This window comes from Limnochordia bacterium (assembly GCA_023230925.1).
In the GTDB taxonomy this organism is placed as follows: domain Bacteria; phylum Bacillota; class Limnochordia; order DUMW01; family DUMW01; genus JALNWK01.
This window is the reverse complement of sequence record JALNWK010000024.1, coordinates 23,164-39,544: the sequence shown is the minus strand read 5'-3', so window position 1 is coordinate 39,544 and position 16,381 is coordinate 23,164. Positions and strand designations below refer to the sequence as shown.

The 16,381-nt window shown below is 47.2% G+C and carries 15 protein-coding genes; 6 read left to right on the top strand and 9 right to left on the bottom strand.

The features are described 5' to 3' along the window. Positions 1–306 precede the first annotated feature (306 nt). From M0Q40_07340 to M0Q40_07330, 3 genes are all read left to right on the top strand, one after another. Positions 307–4,233, top strand: a complete 3,927-nt coding sequence (locus M0Q40_07340) for a PAS domain S-box protein (protein MCK9222420.1) — start codon at positions 307–309, stop codon at positions 4,231–4,233. 150 nt (positions 4,234–4,383) lie between these two features. Beyond that, entirely contained in the window at positions 4,384–5,196 is an 813-nt protein-coding gene (locus tag M0Q40_07335) for a sugar phosphate isomerase/epimerase (GenBank protein ID MCK9222419.1), read from the top strand. A gap of 13 nt (positions 5,197–5,209) precedes the next feature. Continuing rightward, a complete protein-coding gene (locus M0Q40_07330) occupies positions 5,210–5,890 on the top strand; it encodes an SIMPL domain-containing protein (protein ID MCK9222418.1) in 681 nt (226 codons plus the stop codon). Between the two features lie 36 nt (positions 5,891–5,926). Here the strand turns inward: M0Q40_07330 and M0Q40_07325 are convergent, their stop codons facing one another. From M0Q40_07325 to M0Q40_07315, 3 genes are read right to left on the bottom strand one after another with little or no spacing between them, the layout of a single operon-like run. Continuing rightward, positions 5,927–6,499, bottom strand: a complete 573-nt coding sequence (locus M0Q40_07325) for a rubrerythrin family protein (GenBank protein ID MCK9222417.1) — start codon at positions 6,497–6,499, stop codon at positions 5,927–5,929. Further along, positions 6,474–6,920, bottom strand: coding sequence for a transcriptional repressor (locus M0Q40_07320; protein MCK9222416.1), 447 nt, complete (start codon positions 6,918–6,920; stop codon positions 6,474–6,476). The genes M0Q40_07325 and M0Q40_07320 overlap by 26 nt, the downstream gene beginning before the upstream one ends. A 22-nt stretch (positions 6,921–6,942) precedes the next feature. Then, entirely contained in the window at positions 6,943–7,329 is a 387-nt protein-coding gene (locus tag M0Q40_07315) for a desulfoferrodoxin (protein MCK9222415.1), read from the bottom strand. 149 nt (positions 7,330–7,478) lie between these two features. Here M0Q40_07315 and M0Q40_07310 point away from each other — a divergent pair, with 149 nt between their 5' ends. Continuing rightward, positions 7,479–7,931 (top strand): hypothetical protein, encoded by a 453-nt coding sequence (locus M0Q40_07310; GenBank protein MCK9222414.1) that lies wholly within the window; start codon positions 7,479–7,481, stop codon positions 7,929–7,931. 49 nt (positions 7,932–7,980) lie between these two features. On the opposite strand, the gene M0Q40_07305 is transcribed toward M0Q40_07310, so the two are convergent. The 3 genes from M0Q40_07305 to thpR all read right to left on the bottom strand — a co-directional run bounded on the left by M0Q40_07305 (position 7,981) and on the right by thpR (position 9,689). Beyond that, a complete protein-coding gene (locus M0Q40_07305) occupies positions 7,981–8,319 on the bottom strand; it encodes a P-II family nitrogen regulator (GenBank protein ID MCK9222413.1) in 339 nt (112 codons plus the stop codon). 15 nt (positions 8,320–8,334) lie between these two features. After that, complete coding sequence (locus M0Q40_07300) at positions 8,335–9,111, bottom strand: DUF1538 domain-containing protein (GenBank protein MCK9222412.1); 777 nt, start codon at positions 9,109–9,111, stop codon at positions 8,335–8,337. 62 nt (positions 9,112–9,173) lie between these two features. Beyond that, positions 9,174–9,689, bottom strand: a complete 516-nt coding sequence (gene thpR, locus M0Q40_07295) for an RNA 2',3'-cyclic phosphodiesterase (GenBank protein ID MCK9222411.1) — start codon at positions 9,687–9,689, stop codon at positions 9,174–9,176. Positions 9,690–9,988: 299 nt separating this feature from the next. On the opposite strand from thpR, the gene M0Q40_07290 reads away from it, so the two are divergent. After that, positions 9,989–10,531, top strand: coding sequence for a nitroreductase family protein (locus M0Q40_07290; protein ID MCK9222410.1), 543 nt, complete (start codon positions 9,989–9,991; stop codon positions 10,529–10,531). Between the two features lie 173 nt (positions 10,532–10,704). Then, complete coding sequence (locus M0Q40_07285; GenBank protein ID MCK9222409.1) at positions 10,705–13,440, top strand: hypothetical protein; 2,736 nt, start codon at positions 10,705–10,707, stop codon at positions 13,438–13,440. Between the two features lie 11 nt (positions 13,441–13,451). Here the strand turns inward: M0Q40_07285 and M0Q40_07280 are convergent, their stop codons facing one another. The 3 genes from M0Q40_07280 to M0Q40_07270 all read right to left on the bottom strand — a co-directional run bounded on the left by M0Q40_07280 (position 13,452) and on the right by M0Q40_07270 (position 16,362). After that, on the bottom strand, positions 13,452–14,042 hold the full coding sequence (locus M0Q40_07280) for a TetR/AcrR family transcriptional regulator (protein ID MCK9222408.1): 591 nt from the start codon (positions 14,040–14,042) through the stop codon (positions 13,452–13,454). A gap of 159 nt (positions 14,043–14,201) precedes the next feature. Further along, positions 14,202–15,545 (bottom strand): hypothetical protein, encoded by a 1,344-nt coding sequence (locus M0Q40_07275; protein MCK9222407.1) that lies wholly within the window; start codon positions 15,543–15,545, stop codon positions 14,202–14,204. A 34-nt stretch (positions 15,546–15,579) separates the two neighbouring features. Continuing rightward, complete coding sequence (locus M0Q40_07270) at positions 15,580–16,362, bottom strand: outer membrane lipoprotein-sorting protein (protein ID MCK9222406.1); 783 nt, start codon at positions 16,360–16,362, stop codon at positions 15,580–15,582. Positions 16,363–16,381 lie beyond the last annotated feature (19 nt).

Genomic DNA, 16,381 nt, shown 5'->3' with positions numbered 1-16,381 from the left:
TTAGGTGATCGGGATGAACCGGAATCACTGATCGACATGAACCGGAATCGGTGATCGACATGAGCCGGAATCACTGATCGGGATGAACCGGAATTGGTGATCGACATGAACCGGATTTCGCGATAGCAGATAGCCTCTTAGAAAGAGCAACGAGGGTTGAGAATCGTAAGTCTATTGTGGATTCATTTTCCAACATGATATTATCCAAAGTGATACCCCCTCTGTAGCAGGGGGTATTCGTTTAGGTTAAGGAAGTAATAAGGGCAAAGAAGCGATGATATCGCCCGGTTGAAAGTGGTGAGTATCTTGTTAGCCATCAGACCTTTCTTCTACCTGATCTTAGTATTGGTTATGGTTGCAACCTCACCGATGGATGCTGGCTTTGCTAGCGAGGATGAGGTGTTTGGGGACGATGCATTCGATACCCACGGAAGTGTAATGCTCGTTATTGAAGCTTCAACCGGATCTATTGTAAAAGCCAATCGGGCAGCCAGTGACTTTTACGGTTACTTACCATCAGAACTGCTAGGTATGCGAGTTGATGAGATCAACATGCTCCTTCCAGCGGAGGTAGAAGAGGAACGGCAAGCCGCAGTATCCGAACAGCGTAACTACTTTGTCTTTCCTCATCGCCTAAGGAATGGTGAAGTCCGGACCGTTGAAGTTTACTCATATCCCATCAACTCAGAGGGACTCTTTGTTCTTTCCATTGTGCATGATATTACCGCCAGAATCGAGGCGGAGCAGACACTACGTGACTATAACCGTCGACTAAAGCGGGCAGAGGATATTACCGGTATTGGGCATTGGGAGTTTCACTTTGTCGATAATAGGGTTGTGGTCTCCGAAGGAGCAAAGCAGGTATATGGGCTAATTGGCGATGAGTGGACAATTAGTGATGTTCAAGCAATTCCACTGCCAGAACACCGAGTAATACTAGATACTGCACTGGCAAACTTGCTCGAAAAAGGTGAGCACTACGACGTTGAATTTCAGATCCGCCGACCCATTGACGGGCAAATAGCGGATATTCGCTCAATCGCGGAGTACGACGAGGATAGAAACGTCGTATTTGGTACCTTGATGGATGTAACTGAGTATCATCAGCTACTAAGACTTGCCAGAAAACGACGGGACACAGTCATTGCCATCGTGTCCCTGCTTCTTCTAGTTAGCATAGTCGGGATTTTTGTCTTGGTTAGGCTACTGTATATGCGAAGACAAAGTGAAGCACAGCTTGCGGCATCAATGAGTATCGCCACAGAGCGGGATAGACAGCTAACACACCTGATGAATAACATACCGGGTATGGTCTATAGGTGTCATAATGACCGCCATTGGACCATGCTATTTGTCAGTAGTGGTGTTGAGGAATTGCTAGGATACACGCCCGACGACCTAGTCCACAATAACAAGATATCTTATATGGACCTCATTCTCCCGGAGTATCATGATTATCTTTGGAATGCATGGCAGGGAGTACTCGAGGATAGACAACCTTTAGTAGCAGAGTACCGGATCCGTACGGCTTCAGGCAGTGTTAAGTGGGTTTGGGAACAAGGTTGTGGTGTGTATGATGAGAATGGTGAACTACTCCTTTTGGAAGGCCTAGTTATTGATATTACCGCACTAAAGGAAGCGGAGGAAGGTCTTCGTAGGCGCGAACAGGATCTGGCGGTGACTCTGCACTCCATTGGAGATGCAGTGATCACAACTGATATCAATGGAAATATTACCCGCATGAATCCCGTGGCGGAGGCATTAACTGGTTGGACGAGCTCTGAGGCCTTAGGCAGACCCCTTACCGAGGTCTTCGAGATCATTAGTACAATTACCCGCCAGCCCCACCTTGACCCTGTATCAATGGTGTTGGAGAGCGGTCAGATTGTTGGTCTAGCCAACCATACTAGTCTTATAGCCCGTGATGGAACCGAGTACCAGATAGCGGATAGTGCGGCTCCTATTGTTGATGTAGACGGTAAAATGCTAGGGGTTGTCCTAGTATTCCATGATGTAACACAGATGTATGAGCAAAGACAGGCCCTAGCGGATAGAGAAAGACAATACCGGGAGCTCTTTGAGTACTCCCTTGATGCCATTGCTGTACATCGCTTGGTACTGGACGATGATGGTAATCCTCAAGACTATGTATTCCTGCAAACTAATACAGCCTTTGAAAAACATACCGGTTTGTATTTAGCGGATATCATCGGCAAACGAGTAAGTGAGATCTACCCGGATATACGTCAAAGTGGCTTGATCGAAATATACGGAAGGGTGGTACTTACTGGTGAGCCGGTTACCTTTGAGACCTACTTTGAACCAACCCAACGTTTTTACTACATCAGTGCATACGCTGTCGGCCAGGATCGATTCGCCACTGTATTTGAAGATATTACCGAACGAAAATTAGCCGAAGATGCTTTGCGCAAAAGTGCTCAGTTGCTTCAGGATACGCAGCGTCTGGCCAAGGTGGGGGGCTGGGAGTGGGATGTGAAGCGGCAAAGCATGACCTGGACCGAGGAGACCTATCATATCCATGGGGTAAATCCTGTAAATATTCCTGTAGGCTCCCCGGAACACATGAATGTAAGCTTGGCGTGCTATGCTCCAGCTGATCAACAGATGATCAAAGGGGCTTTTCAGCGGTGCCTTGATACAGGAGAAGGTTATGATCTTGAATTTCCCTTCACCACTGTTACCGGACAAGCTCGATGGGTACGCACTGTAGCCTACGGGGTCCTTGACGATAGTGGTAATGTCATAAAGGTGATTGGAAATATCATGGATATTACTGAACGAAAACAAGCGGAGATTGAACTCCAAGATAGTGAGACCAGATTCCGCCAGCTGGTAGAACTGGCTCCTGATGCCATTTTCGTGGAAACGGAAGGCACATTTAGCTATGTTAATAACGCGGCCTTGGAGTTGTTTGGCGCGGTTACAGAAAAGGATCTACTAGGGAGACCGGTTTTGGGACAGATTGCCCCTGAGCATCAAGAGATTGTAGCAGAAAGGCTCCATAAGTTAGACGTGGAAAGACAAGCGGTTCCACGGAATGAAGAGGCATTCCTGCAACTAGATGGTACACCTGTATATGTGGAAGTAGCGGCAGTTCCTATTCTGTTTCAGTCCAAGTGGGGAGCCTTAGTCTATGCCCGAGACATTACCGAACGGAAAAGTGCGGAGGCCCAATTGCATTATCTTACCTTCCACGATCCAGTGACTGATCTGTACAATCGAACCTTTTTGGAGGAGAAGCTAAAAGGATTAGATACGGAGAGTCAGCTCCCCCTTGGCTTGATGATGGCCGATGTCGACGGCCTAAAGATCATTAATGATTCGTTGGGTCACCAGCAGGGCGATCGATTGCTGCAACGGGTTGCCGACATTCTTAAGACAACATGTCGTCCGAAGGACATTATTGGGCGTTGGGGAGGAGACGAGTTTGTTGCTATCTTGCCCCAGACTACGGGACTTCAGCTTCGAAATATCGCCTCTCGTATTGAGAAGGCCTGTGAAGAATCTGCGTCTGCGCCGTTTAGTATTAGTTTGGCTGTGGGATATGCTGTAAAAGAAAAAATAGAACAAGATATTGACGTCATCCTTAGACGAGCGGAAGATTCTATGTACCAGCGCAAGATGAACAAAGCCTTAAGCAACAAGAGCGCTTTAGTCGCCTCACTTCAACGGGCATTAGGGGAGAAGAGTCATGAAACAGAACACCATGCCCGCAGGCTGCAGGAATTAGCGGTGGCTTTAGGTAAGCGGTATGGGCTGTCTGATGCTCAGCTAGATGAGGTATCTTTACTGGCCCTACTCCATGATATTGGTAAGGTTGCTGTTTCCGAGGAAATACTGAATAAGCAGGGACCCCTATCACCAGCAGAACAGGAGATAATCCGAAAACACCCTGAAATTGGCTACCGGATCGCCGCTGCTTCACCGGACTTGGTCTCTGTGGCTCAAGGCATACTTTCCCACCATGAACGATGGGATGGCGGGGGATATCCGCGGGGACTAAAGGGCAAAGATATTCCTCTTTCTGCTCGTATAGTGACCTTAGTGGATGCCTTTGAAGCCATGATCAGTGATAGACCGTATAGCCAAGGTATTAGTGTAGAAGAAGCTCTAAGAGAAATAACCGCCTGTGCCGGCACCCAGTTTGACCCGGTGTTAGCTCGATTATTTGTGGAGATGATCGAAGCTGAAGCTGCTGACACCGATGAGTAGTAACTAGGCTAACCTAAATGCTTTGATCGTAGTGGCGGTTTCAGGCGGTAAATAAGGGATTATTCTACAGCAATACCGATTAATTAGGGCAGGAATACAGCGTAAATACTAGAAGATATAGAAGTAAGATATTGCTAAGGAGGAGTCACCATGTCTAGGTTTGGTATCATTCACTATAATGCCCCAGGTAAAAATCTGGAGGAATTCGCTGATTATGCTCAAAAAGTTGGATATAAGTATGTTGAGTTGGCCATCGCCGACATTTGGGATGAGCGCAGGGAAACGGAGGCCCAGGCGTCGAAGCGGGCGGTAGAGGTCAGATCCCTCCTCGAGAAACGTAATTTGCAGGTATCCGTCTTGTCGGCCGCTAATGATTTCGTGATGCAAGAAAGTGGTGTGGTTCAGACTGAGATTAAAAGGATGAAAACTGTTTGCCATTTGGCAAGATTGCTTGGCACCGATGTCATTCGCACCGAAGGTGGTCAGCCAAAGAAACATATTCCTAAGGAATTGTGGGCCGATGCCATCAGCAGTTGTCTTAAGAAACTAAAGGGCTTTGTGGAGGATGAAGGGTATTATCTTGCCGTGGACAATCATGGCTTGGTGACCAATGATATTGATCTGCAATTACGAATACTGGAGGAAGTTAACTCTCCTAATATAGGTGCCAATTTCGATACGATGAATTACCGCTGGTTTGGATATGAACTGTCCCAGCTGCATCAGGTGTATGCAAGGATTGCACCCCATGTTTTACATACCCACCTAAAGGATGGCATCGGGACCAGAGGTAGTTATCAGGGTTGTGCTTTAGGGCGCGGGGAAATAGACCTGGTATTCGCCGTAAAATGCCTGAAGGACGTGGGCTACGAAGGTGTCTGGTGCGTAGAATACGAAGGCTCTGATCCTGTGGGTGGGTATGAAGAGAGTTTCCGTTGGTTAGAGAGTCATATCACAAAATGAGGGGGAATATCCTTTGCGGCAAAGACAAATAACCTTAATACTGATCCTTGGAATGCTCATTTTAGCGGTCCCTGCCTTTGCAGCTGCCACCGATGTAGTTGTGCGGGGAGAAGCTAAGGTTAGCGTTGCCCCAGACATCGGTCATATTGCCTTGGCGATTGAAACTAGGGGAGAAACTGCCCAGGATGCTCAGCTTGAGAACGCAAGACTGGCAAATCAGGTTATAGAGGCGATCAAGAAGCTGGAACTAGCCAAGAAAATCGAGACTAGTAATTTTTCATTGTACGCCAACTATGACTATAATACCAATACCAATGTTGGTTACACGGCAAGCAACCAAATCTTAGTAAGCACGCTCAACCTAGATAAGCTAGGCACAATTCTTGATGCAGCTATCGCGGCAGGGGCGAATCGGATCAACTATATTAGTTTCGGTCTCCAGGACGAAAGTGCAGCCTTTGCCGAAGCGTTAACCCAGGCAGTGGGAAATGCCCAAAACAAAGCTTTGGTGATTGCTAAGGCTTTGGGAGCTGAGATCACCGGAGTAAAGCAGGTGGTGGAAACCGGCGCTAATGCGATCCCGCTTCAGTATCGGGGTGAGAAGCTGATGATGGCGGAGGCAACTCCCATAGCTGCTGGTAATGTAGAGGTAATGGCAAGTGTGGAAGCAGTTTTTGAGGTAGAGGTGAAGTAGCACAATAAGGGCCCCGTTTAGGGGCCCTTAGTAGTCTTACCAGTTCTCGCAGACTAGTTCGAAATGAGCCTGGGGATGTGCGCAAGCAGGACAGACCTCGGGAGCACTGTCTCCATCATGGATATATCCACAATTGCGGCACCGCCAGGTTACCTTTTCATCCTTCTGGAATACTTTGTTCGCCTCGATATTGCCCAAAAGTCCCCGGAAACGTTGTTCGTGGAACGCTTCGGCTTTGGCGATAGATTCAAAGATCACTGCGATCTTTTCAAAACCTTCTTCCCGGGCTTCTTTGGCAAAATTGACGTACATTTCGTCCCATTCAAAATGCTCGCCTGCGGCAGCAGCTGCCAGGTTTTCAGCTGTAGTGCCGATTACTCCAGCAGGAAAGCCAGCGGTGATCTCTACTTCGCCGCCCTCCAGTAGTTTGAATAGCCGTTTGGCATGTTCCTTTTCCTGGTTAGCTGTTTCCTCAAAGATATCAGCAATTTGTACGTAGCCTTCCTTCTTTGCCTGACTAGCAAAATAAGTGTAGCGATTCCGTGCTTGGGACTCACCAGCAAAAGCGGTTAGGATATTCTTTTCAGTTCTTGTGCCTTTCAGACTCATTAGTTGCTCTCCCTTCGTTCTTTTGACTTTCTTGTCCGCAAATAGGACAGATTCCTTGAAACTCCAAGTCATGTCCAATGATGACATAACCAGTTATCCTGTGTATTTTATCATCAAGCCCATCAAAAACTGAGATCGGTAGATCAATAATCCGGTCGCATCTGATGCATCTTAGATGATAGTGGTTGTCGGGATTACCATCAAACCTCATTTGGGAACCAGCTGATTTTAGGGTCCTGATCAATCCTTCGGCGGAGAGAAAGTCCAGATTGCGGTAGACAGTGCCAAGACTAATCTTTGGTAGTCGCTTGCGTACCATTTCGTAGACTTGATCCGCACTTGGATGGGTATCAACCTTACGTAGTTCCTCAAGGATGATTTTCCGTTGTCTTGTTAGCCTTGTTTCCGGTTCAACCGACAACTTCTTGCGACCTCCTTGTTAGCTAGTGGTTATCTGCTTTCCAAAGCCCGTGCAAATTACAGTATTCCCGGGCAGTGATTTTATCCGCGTCTACTAAGAACATGGCTTCAGGAGCATCATTGGCCTTTAGGAACTTCCGATAGGATTTCCCATCTTCGGTGATAATCTGAATCCACTCGATATAGTGTTTCTCCACCATGGGATGCTCTACGCTCCCTACGGTAACCTTAAAGCCACCTTCTACCTTTGTGATCACAGGAACATGTTTTTCCACGGATGCATCCACGGTGTTCTCCGTAAGTAATTCCATGGGTTCACCACAGCAGACTAACTGTCCTTTACCTGAATGAAGCATCTCAACAATGTTTCCACACTTCTCACACTTATATACTTCATGGATCTTTGTCACGTCTAGGCCTCCTTACTAGCAGTAATAGTAACCATTATTACTATAGCCGATACATCTTAATATGTCAATACCTTCGTTGATCTTTTCATGAGCACATAAATATACACTGGACTGAGACATAATATTAAGGATTCGAGGTGTTGAAAGGGGTGGGGATGATCAAAATCGCAGATGATCGCGTTGTTCGAGGGTTCCTATCGGGAGTTCTTGCCGGTATTCCCATGCTGGTTTTGGATGTCATATCAGGCTATATTGGCTTTGCAGAAATACTCTACCGTGATTGGGCTGCGTCGCTAGTGTTGGGCTATCTTCCGCACACAACTTTTGAGAAGATCATCGGTCATGTGGGTCATTTGTTCTTTGCGGGGACCTTAGGTATACTGTTTAGCTATTTCCTTGTTTGTACAACTCTAAGGGCGAAGGTATTCAAAGGGGCTCTTTTTAGTCTCATTGTGTGGTTCTCGGTACATGTCATCGTTAGTCTTTTTCATTTCGCGCCCCTTTTGATCATCCCACCAGCAACCTCCGCATCCGATGCTGTTACAGCTTTGGTCTACGGTGTGGTTCTGGCCAACATTCTGCAGATGTTTGGCGATGATTGAAAGACGCGGTCTGCCAAAGGGGAGTAGACTCCCTTTGGCAGTGTGCTATCTATTTTTGTTCTTCGCAGTCCACGATTCCCTGTCGGTGTTCCAATCCGACGATTTTCTTGGCATCCAGGACAAAGGCGATACCTGCGCCGGGCTTATCTAGTTGCCCTTCCCGGATGATGGCTTGGAGAATCTGATCTGTTTGTGAGTCTCGGGAAAGGATCATGAGGATTTCCCTACTAGTCTCCACGGTTATGCCGAAGAAGGTCTTTGCTTCTTGGGCACCTGTACCCCTGGCTAGTAAGATAGTTCCGCCTTGGGCTCCGGCCTTTTTAGCAGCCTCCATTACGGCATCGGCGGTTCCTCTTCTGAGGATCGCCATTATAACATCGTAGTGCACACAGAACACTCCTTTTTATGCTTTGAATAGTATCGTGCCCATGAGTAACACTGTGATTACTGGTCCAATTGCACATAGAGCAACCAGCCCGAACCCATCGATAAGCGGATCCCGTCCCCCTAAGGCTGTGGCCAATCCGATCCCTAGAGCCAACATGATTGGTACGGTAACGGGACCTGTGGTCACACTTCCGGAATCGAAAGCAAGTCCAATTATTTCCGTGGGGGCAAGCAGGCCAAGAATTACAGCAATGATAAAGCCGGGGACAATAATGCGTGCCATTGGGATTTGCAGGATAATCTTAAGTAATCCCAAGGATACGCCTGCACCTACGCCAACCGCTACGGTTTGAATAAAAACGTTTTTTCGCATTAGTCCTGCGCTAAGTTCCTCGATTTGCGCACCCATGGCCTGTAATGACGGTTCGGATAAGGTGACGCTATAGCCGACCAGGAATCCGAATAGAAGGACAACCCAGATACGACTCTCCTTAGGAAGATTTAGCCCTACGCTCTCCCCAAGGGGAATAATCCCTAGGTTTAATCCAATAGCAAAGATCACCAAACCTACTCCAGTAAGAATGAGACCTGCAATGGTTTGTCGTGGATTTGCCAAGGATGATTTCAAGATCAATGAGTTAAATGCAAGCAGCAACACTGTGATTGGTAGTATGCCCAACACTGTTTCGAAAACTATCTTCCAGATGCCAGTCACAAAAATCCGTGCCTCTCCCTTCGATTTGCCTCCATCAAATTCTGTTTTACTTGGTGGTAATGTCTGCTGATTTGACATGTGCTTCGTTCCCTTTAGATAATATACTATATGATTGCAGCACAAAGGCTACGCAGTATTCCCTAGTTTCCTAGGTGGCACTCCTCTGAAACCTCGTAGATTGGTCCTTGCTTGGTCAAAGTGCTTTTTACGAGCAGGAGTTTGGTGACCAAAATGCTTGGCCATAGTATCTGGTAATCCTTCCATTGGGTAATCAGATTAGCAGACGGTTGTCTACGTAACCGACCAATGGTCAGATGAGGTTTTGAATTAGCATTGCCTAAGGATTCGCTGATACCGCTAACGACTCTTTGGCTTTCCTCCTTGAGACCGACCCATAGTACCTGAGGTCTGTGCCAACTGGGGAAAACCCCTGTTCTATCCCATTCCAAGGCAAAGGGCTGGTTGGTTTTTGCCGTCTTCCTTAGAATAGTCGTAGCTGAGTGGGCTTGCATAGAGGTTATCTCACCTAGGAAATTCAGGGTCAAGTGAACATGGGAAGGGGAAACCCACCGAACTTCTCGGGTCCAGCTAAACTGTCGATGAATGGAGGTAACATCAATCAAGTCCCATAGACCGATGGCATAAAATGCCCGCACGCTAAACCATCACCCCCTGTACTTTGAAGTAAAATTGTGACAGGATACTCATACACTACTTAAGATATTACCTGTTAAACATGCTTTTGTCCAGTGATGTTTATGAGCTTAACTTAGCATATGCGAATTAGTGGAAAAGGTCCGGATCATGTGCAAGCACCGCGCCGACGCAGGTGTCTTAGAAAAATGAATCAGAGGTTGCAGAGCTATTTATTTGTGTTCTGTCAGCTTGAGGCAGGAAAAAAGTCTACAGAGCGTAAAGATACTATATAAGAGGCAAAACAAGGGAGGTGTACTAAATGGACATCAGTTGTCCTAATGTAATTAGAAATAGGAGGAGTATTCGGGGCTTTTCGTCGAAGACGGTCCCCTCTGAACTGCTCATGAAAGTAATCGATTGTGCTCTATGGGCACCTAGTGCAGGGAATCTGCAGCCGTGGCATATCCTTGTGGTTACTAATAAGATGAAAAAGGTAGCCTTGGCCGAGGCAGCCTTAGGCCAACGTTTTATCAGTGAGGCCCCGGTGGTGTTAGTTATCTGTGCTGAACCTGATCGTTCTTCGGGCCGTTATGGTAGTCGGGGGAGGGAAATGTACTGTATCCAAGATACGGCTAATCTGACCTATGCGATTACTCTTGTAGCCGAGTCCCTAGGCCTTGGAACTTGTTGGGTAGGTGCTTTCCATGACAATCAAGTGCGCGACGTACTTAGTATCGGGTCCGAGCGAAAACCTGTCGCGATTGTGCCTATTGGGTATCCGGTAGGTCCAGGGACAAAGTCATCCCGGCGGCGTATCAATGAGGTAATTACCCTTGTTGATGAACAGGAGTTGAGGAATTGAGTAAAGAATGTCTGTAAAAGGGTAGGTGGCTCGATCACCTTGCGTATCTATGCCGTATTACAGAATTGTTCTGCCCTTGTGGATCTGATGATGTTGAAAAGGTGAAGAATAAGTGCGCACCCCAATCCGGATGTCTCTATTGGCCAGAGTATCTGTAAAGGAGGACCAACAAGATGTGGTTCCGTAAGTTTTTGCCTATGATTGTTTTGCTTTGCTTTGTGGGTAATGCCCATGCCATGTGGTCTACGGTAGAAACCGAACATTTTCAGATTCACTTTAGGCCCAGCAGCCAACAGTATGCGTGTAGGACAGCTGTCATCGCAGAGGAGGTCCATGAGAAACTAGTTTTGGAGCTAGGATATAGTCCCCAGGAACGGACCCACATCATTCTTTATGATGACACCGATTTGGCCAACGGATACGCAAATACCTTTCTGTTTAACGCTATCGGCATAAACCTGGTCTATCCTGCAGCGAGTGAATCAATAGATGTTGGAACTGAGGAATGGCTTCGGTATGTATTACTCCATGAATATACCCATGTTTTGCAGATGGATATGGCAACGGAGCGTCTGTTGCTGCTGCGTAGCATATTCGGCAAAATGCCTTTGATCGCCCATCCTAATAGTGCGATGCCTCTTTGGTTATTAGAGGGCTATGCCATCTATCAGGAGACGAAGCATACCACCGGGGGTAGGGCAAGTGGCTCGGTCTATGATATGTATATGCGGGCGGCCCTGCTAGAAGGGAGAATTCCTTCGCTTGGGGATGCGAGTGGTGCTTATACCCTTGATGAGTGGCCCCAAGGTACGATTCCTTATCTTTTCGGCAGCGGATTTACTACCTATCTGGCGGAACGATTCGGAGATGATATCATCGCCAACGTTAGCTGGGAGTCTGCGAGCAATCCCTTTACGGATATTGGGCGCATTGTAGCGAAGGTCACCGGGGTAGACCTGGAGTGTCTTTGGGAAGATTGGCTTCTTGAACTAAGACAATACTATGTGGAGCAAGCTGGTCAAATCAGTGCCCAAGGTCTTACATTGGCGCAGAAGTTGACAAACCACGGATACAGGGTGGGCCATCCTAAGTATAGCCCGGATGGAAAGGATATAGCATATGTGGTCCAAGGTCAGCTGATGCCAGCGCTAAGGCTGTTCGCTGTGGATGGGGCGCATGACCGGCAACTTGTGACAGGCTACATCGGAGTCACAGGGGACTACTGTTGGAGCCCCGATGGCGCTCGACTGGTATATGCCAAACTGGATTATCATGACTATACAGAGCTGGTCAATGATCTTTATGTTTTTGATCGGCACGCGGGTAAGGAGCAACGCCTCACCTTTGGGGAAAGAGCTGATGGGCCAGCGTGGCGTCCCGGTACAGACGAGATTACATATATTGCAAGGCAGGGCCAGAAGACGGAGCTAATGACATATTCCTTTGGGAGTCAAATGAGCTCCCCACTGCTTCGGATGGATGAAAGCGTCCAAATAGCTAAGGCTAGCTGGTCACCCCAAGGGGATCTACTGCTCCTATCTCTATGGAGCTATGGAGCAGGGTACGATATCTATGAATATGATCCCACAGCAAAGAGCCTGAGACCGATTACCACCGATTCCAGCCGGGATCTGGATCCAGCTTGGACTCCAGATGGCAGATATGTAATCTATACCTCAGATCGCGGTGGTATCTTCAATCTCTACGCTTTTGATCGATTTACAGAAGAGACCTGGCAGGTTACCAATTTGCTGTATGGAGCCTTTGGGCCCACCATTTCCCCCGATGGTAGGTATATTACTTATGTTGGCTACTCTGCTCAAGGGTATGATCTGTTTACGATTCCCTTCATGTCCAGAGAGTGGCTTCGCGTTGATGTGAACAATGAGCAGGTTAACGTGTTGCTACAAGGAGGTAGTCTTATTGGGAAGCAGGCATTACCTGGCAAGGTCACGGATTTGCCAGTACTACCATACAATCCTTGGGAAAGCTTATCGCCAAAGTTTATGTATCCGCGTTTTGCTTTGCATAATGGAGGGATTTCCCTGGGTGTTGCCACAGCGGGCATGGATGCTTTAGGAGAACGTAATTACTATGTTGATTGCACCTTTGGCGGAGTGAATGAGTTGAGTTTCAATTTCGACTATGAACACAAGTTAACCAGTTTTGCACGGGCGCCGGTATTTTCCTTGGGATTGTCTCGGGTGGGTGTATCTAAACAGAATAGAGCAGGGGGTATCCAGCTAGAACTGGCTGTGCCGATATCCAGGAGGCTCCTACTAGATACAACTGCTAAGGCGGGCTATCGGGCGGCAGGCCTAAAGGGTGCAGATCTGGAAATCAAGATGAGTACTTTGTACCTAATGCTAGCCTCACGCTGGTTCAGTGGCCGGGATCAACACTTGGCTTACAACGACCTGCTTGTGCAAGGGTCTTGGGTAAATCGTTTGGATGCGACCTATCTTGCACTATCGGGCCAGTTTCTCAAACAGATTAAGCTAGATATGGACACCACCCTAGCTTTCTCCGCCCAGGGTGCCTATAGTCCTAGTGATGGGGTGTTTTCCCTCGGAGGGTTCTACGGTGGTGGTGGGTTGGCCCTACGGGGATATCCTACCGACCAATTTAGTGGAAGCAAAGCGGTATTACTTACAGGTGAGTACCGGCGTAAGCTAGTTGATTTCCGTCAGGGAATCTTCGATCGACTAACGGGGACTCTGTTTGTGGAAGGAGGTACCGCGTGGGATTCTTCTTCCTTTGATGGATTGCATCCTACCATCGGTGGAGAGCTGGTATGGCAGACAGTGTATCAGTATTTATATAAGAATACCACGGCGGTAGGGGTTGCTGTTGGTATGGAGGCAAGCGCACCGTTCCAGGTGTATATTCGGAGTGGATTTGCTTTTTAACTGATACCGGTTCATACCGCGCTGATACCATTCATAATTACGAGGTAGCAATCGTCTACTAACTCAGTGAGGTTGCGATCAGGGTCATGAACAACAGTGGCTAACACTACCGTATTGATGGTACCGAATATACATGCCAGGATAATGGATGCATCAACGTCCGCGAGTACCCCGGCCTTTTTACCCGCATCGACCGTAGAACGGAAATGCTCCGCGAATTGGTCGTATTCGGCCCGGAATCGGGCATCGAATTGCTCTTTAATGGTCTCTAGGTCAAGAAAGTCCAGTCTTTCCCTTAGCAACAACAGGAAACTCTGGCGATTGGCCTCAAAATACGTAAGTATGGCGCTAACTAGGTCACGGATTTGCTCATGGTACGGATCTTGGTGATTAACCTTGGCGAGTACATAATGGTATAATCCTGCCACTGTGTCCTTAAGAACTTCTGCCCATAGTTCGTGTTTTGAAGGGAAGTAATGGTAGATCGTGGATTTGCCCATTTCCAGGGATCTAGATATGTCTTCAAGGCTTACAGCATGAAAGCCTCGCTGGGAGAACATCTCCTTTGCTTTATCCAGTATTTCCTGTCGACGGTTAGTCAAACCTTTCCGCTCCTTTCCTGTGGACTAGATTCCTCTGCATTTTTGTGTGATGCCTTCTGTCTCGGCGAATCTGTGATGTTACTCTTTTATTTTCTCCGTAAAGCATAATATACCTGCCAGTAAGATGATTAAAGGGGGCTAATACTAGCCCCCTTTCAGCTAAAAGGATACATTGGCTCCTACGGTAACCATTTTTGCGTTCTCCAGTTGTCCAAAGAGAGACTCCGCATCGCCACCGGGTCTGGTAATCTGGCCAAAGACTCGAATGTTGCTTTTTACCTGGTACTCGACTTCCGGTAGTGCCACCCAGCCCTTATCTCTGAGGCAGTAGATCATTTTCCCATCCACTTTGAGCCTGTTGTTGAGAAAATACTTATAGCTGTCAACGATCACATAGTCACTTAGCATGCTCTTGGCAAACTCGTGGGGAAATCCCCTGATGGCTTGGATATTGACATAGATGTCTTTTGGTAAAAAGTAATCTACACCAATCATACCAGTAAGGTATGTCTCATCACTAAACCGATATTGCTCCGAAAGAGCGGGGTTATCTGTGAAAACCGACGCGAAGAAATCCTTCTTCGGTATATTGTAGGTCATTTCCCCCCAAACACTTGCATCTCCCATGGTGCCAGCGGCAGTAATGCCAATTTTTTGTAGAGGCATGTACTTTTTGTCTATGGTGATGGCCAAACTGGCTGTTTCGCCCATCGGTTCAGCCTTAAAGTCAGAGACTACAGCAAAGGGGACATAGCCCTTCTGGTACACAAGACCAAGATCGGCTCTTCCGATGAGTTTTTCCCCCTTGAACGTATACCCAAGGCCCTCCTTACCATAGTCAATGGGGACTTCGCGTGCGTCGAGTTTTCCTATCTGAAACCCGGCTGGAACTAGTCCTAGCAGCTCCTGTTGGACTGCTGATTCTAAAGATGCCTCCAATTCAGGGCCAAGACAGGTTGGGGTTACTCGAGGCTGTACAAAGGCGATGATATGGGTATCCTGTGGATACCAGTCGGCACGAACACCAATGACTGCCCGGGAAGATAGATCGTTAACAGATAAAGCCTGTACCGGCTCGGTTAGATTAAGGGTGCTAATTCCATCTCCAATACCAACAGTAACAAACTGTTTCCCTAGGCGAAGATCCAAATCACTATCGGCAACGGAATATAGATCCACATAAGCTTCATCAAAGCCCATGGTGATCTGTTCTCTAACAATATCAGTGTGCTCTTCGTTCCAGGTGTCTTTTAGCTCATCCAGCTTATTGTCGTAAGATGCAGTGATCCTTAGTTTCCATATACCAAGGTTCCCCAGATCGCTCTCAATGTCGGTTTTGAGACCCACCGAACCAATGGATTCATCTATCGGTTGATCGGTCTCGAGAGGAACTGCCAACTTGAGGGTGTATTGCCCATCTACCTCAGCTGCAGCAACCGGGGCCGCAAGACAAAGTGTCAGCAACAGTAATCCTATGGTCAATCGATTAGTAGTTAAAGACATATGCATTAAACCTCCGGGTATTCGTTTATATAACCTAGTATCGGATCTTGCTTCTTTGTAGTGTCCGTGTGGTGAAGATGTCATCTCTTAAGTCGAGATCAAACTCAGGTTCGGCAATCAGGATCTCTGTACTATGATTCGCCAGGAAGTCCTTCATTACCAATCGCTTCGGATACTTGTACTTCCCGGACGGAGTAACATCATAGGAGACCAGTTCCTTCTGCTTTTTGCCGTCCAAATTGTAGAAGACCAGTCTAACAGGAAACCAATCATCTTTACGCACAGTCATCGCAATTTTTGCGTAGCTGGAATCGGTTTTATCCCTGTCACACAACTCCAGTTCATAGAACTCGTTATCTTCCTTGATCAGCTTGGCATCATAGTCTGAGGTATCGTAGTTAATTAGACTAAGATCGTTATAGGTAAAGTCGGTGCCCATGAAACTACCGTTCTTAGCGCTACCTGCAATGCGTCGAACATTATTGAACTCGGGCAGATACATATACATAAGGTCTTCGCCTAAATCCAGCAGACCAACTCCTGCCACATCCTTTGGTGAGTTAAACTTTAGCAGCGACTGTTGTTTATCGTCAATGCTTCTGGTAAACAGTGTCACTTGCCAGTCGTTGATCAATCGTTCCTTATCGTATACCTTGATGTTTAGTTGGCTTACTTGACTCTTGAAGTCTCCATATTCATCCTTTACTCGGTCTATGACCTCTTGTCCGCTCATGGCCAAAGCGATCCCCATATTACCCCATACCAAAACGAACAATGAGAGAACCAAAACAGCCACACTCATCTTATTTCTGCTCATAGCTAAGCCCCTTTCTTAG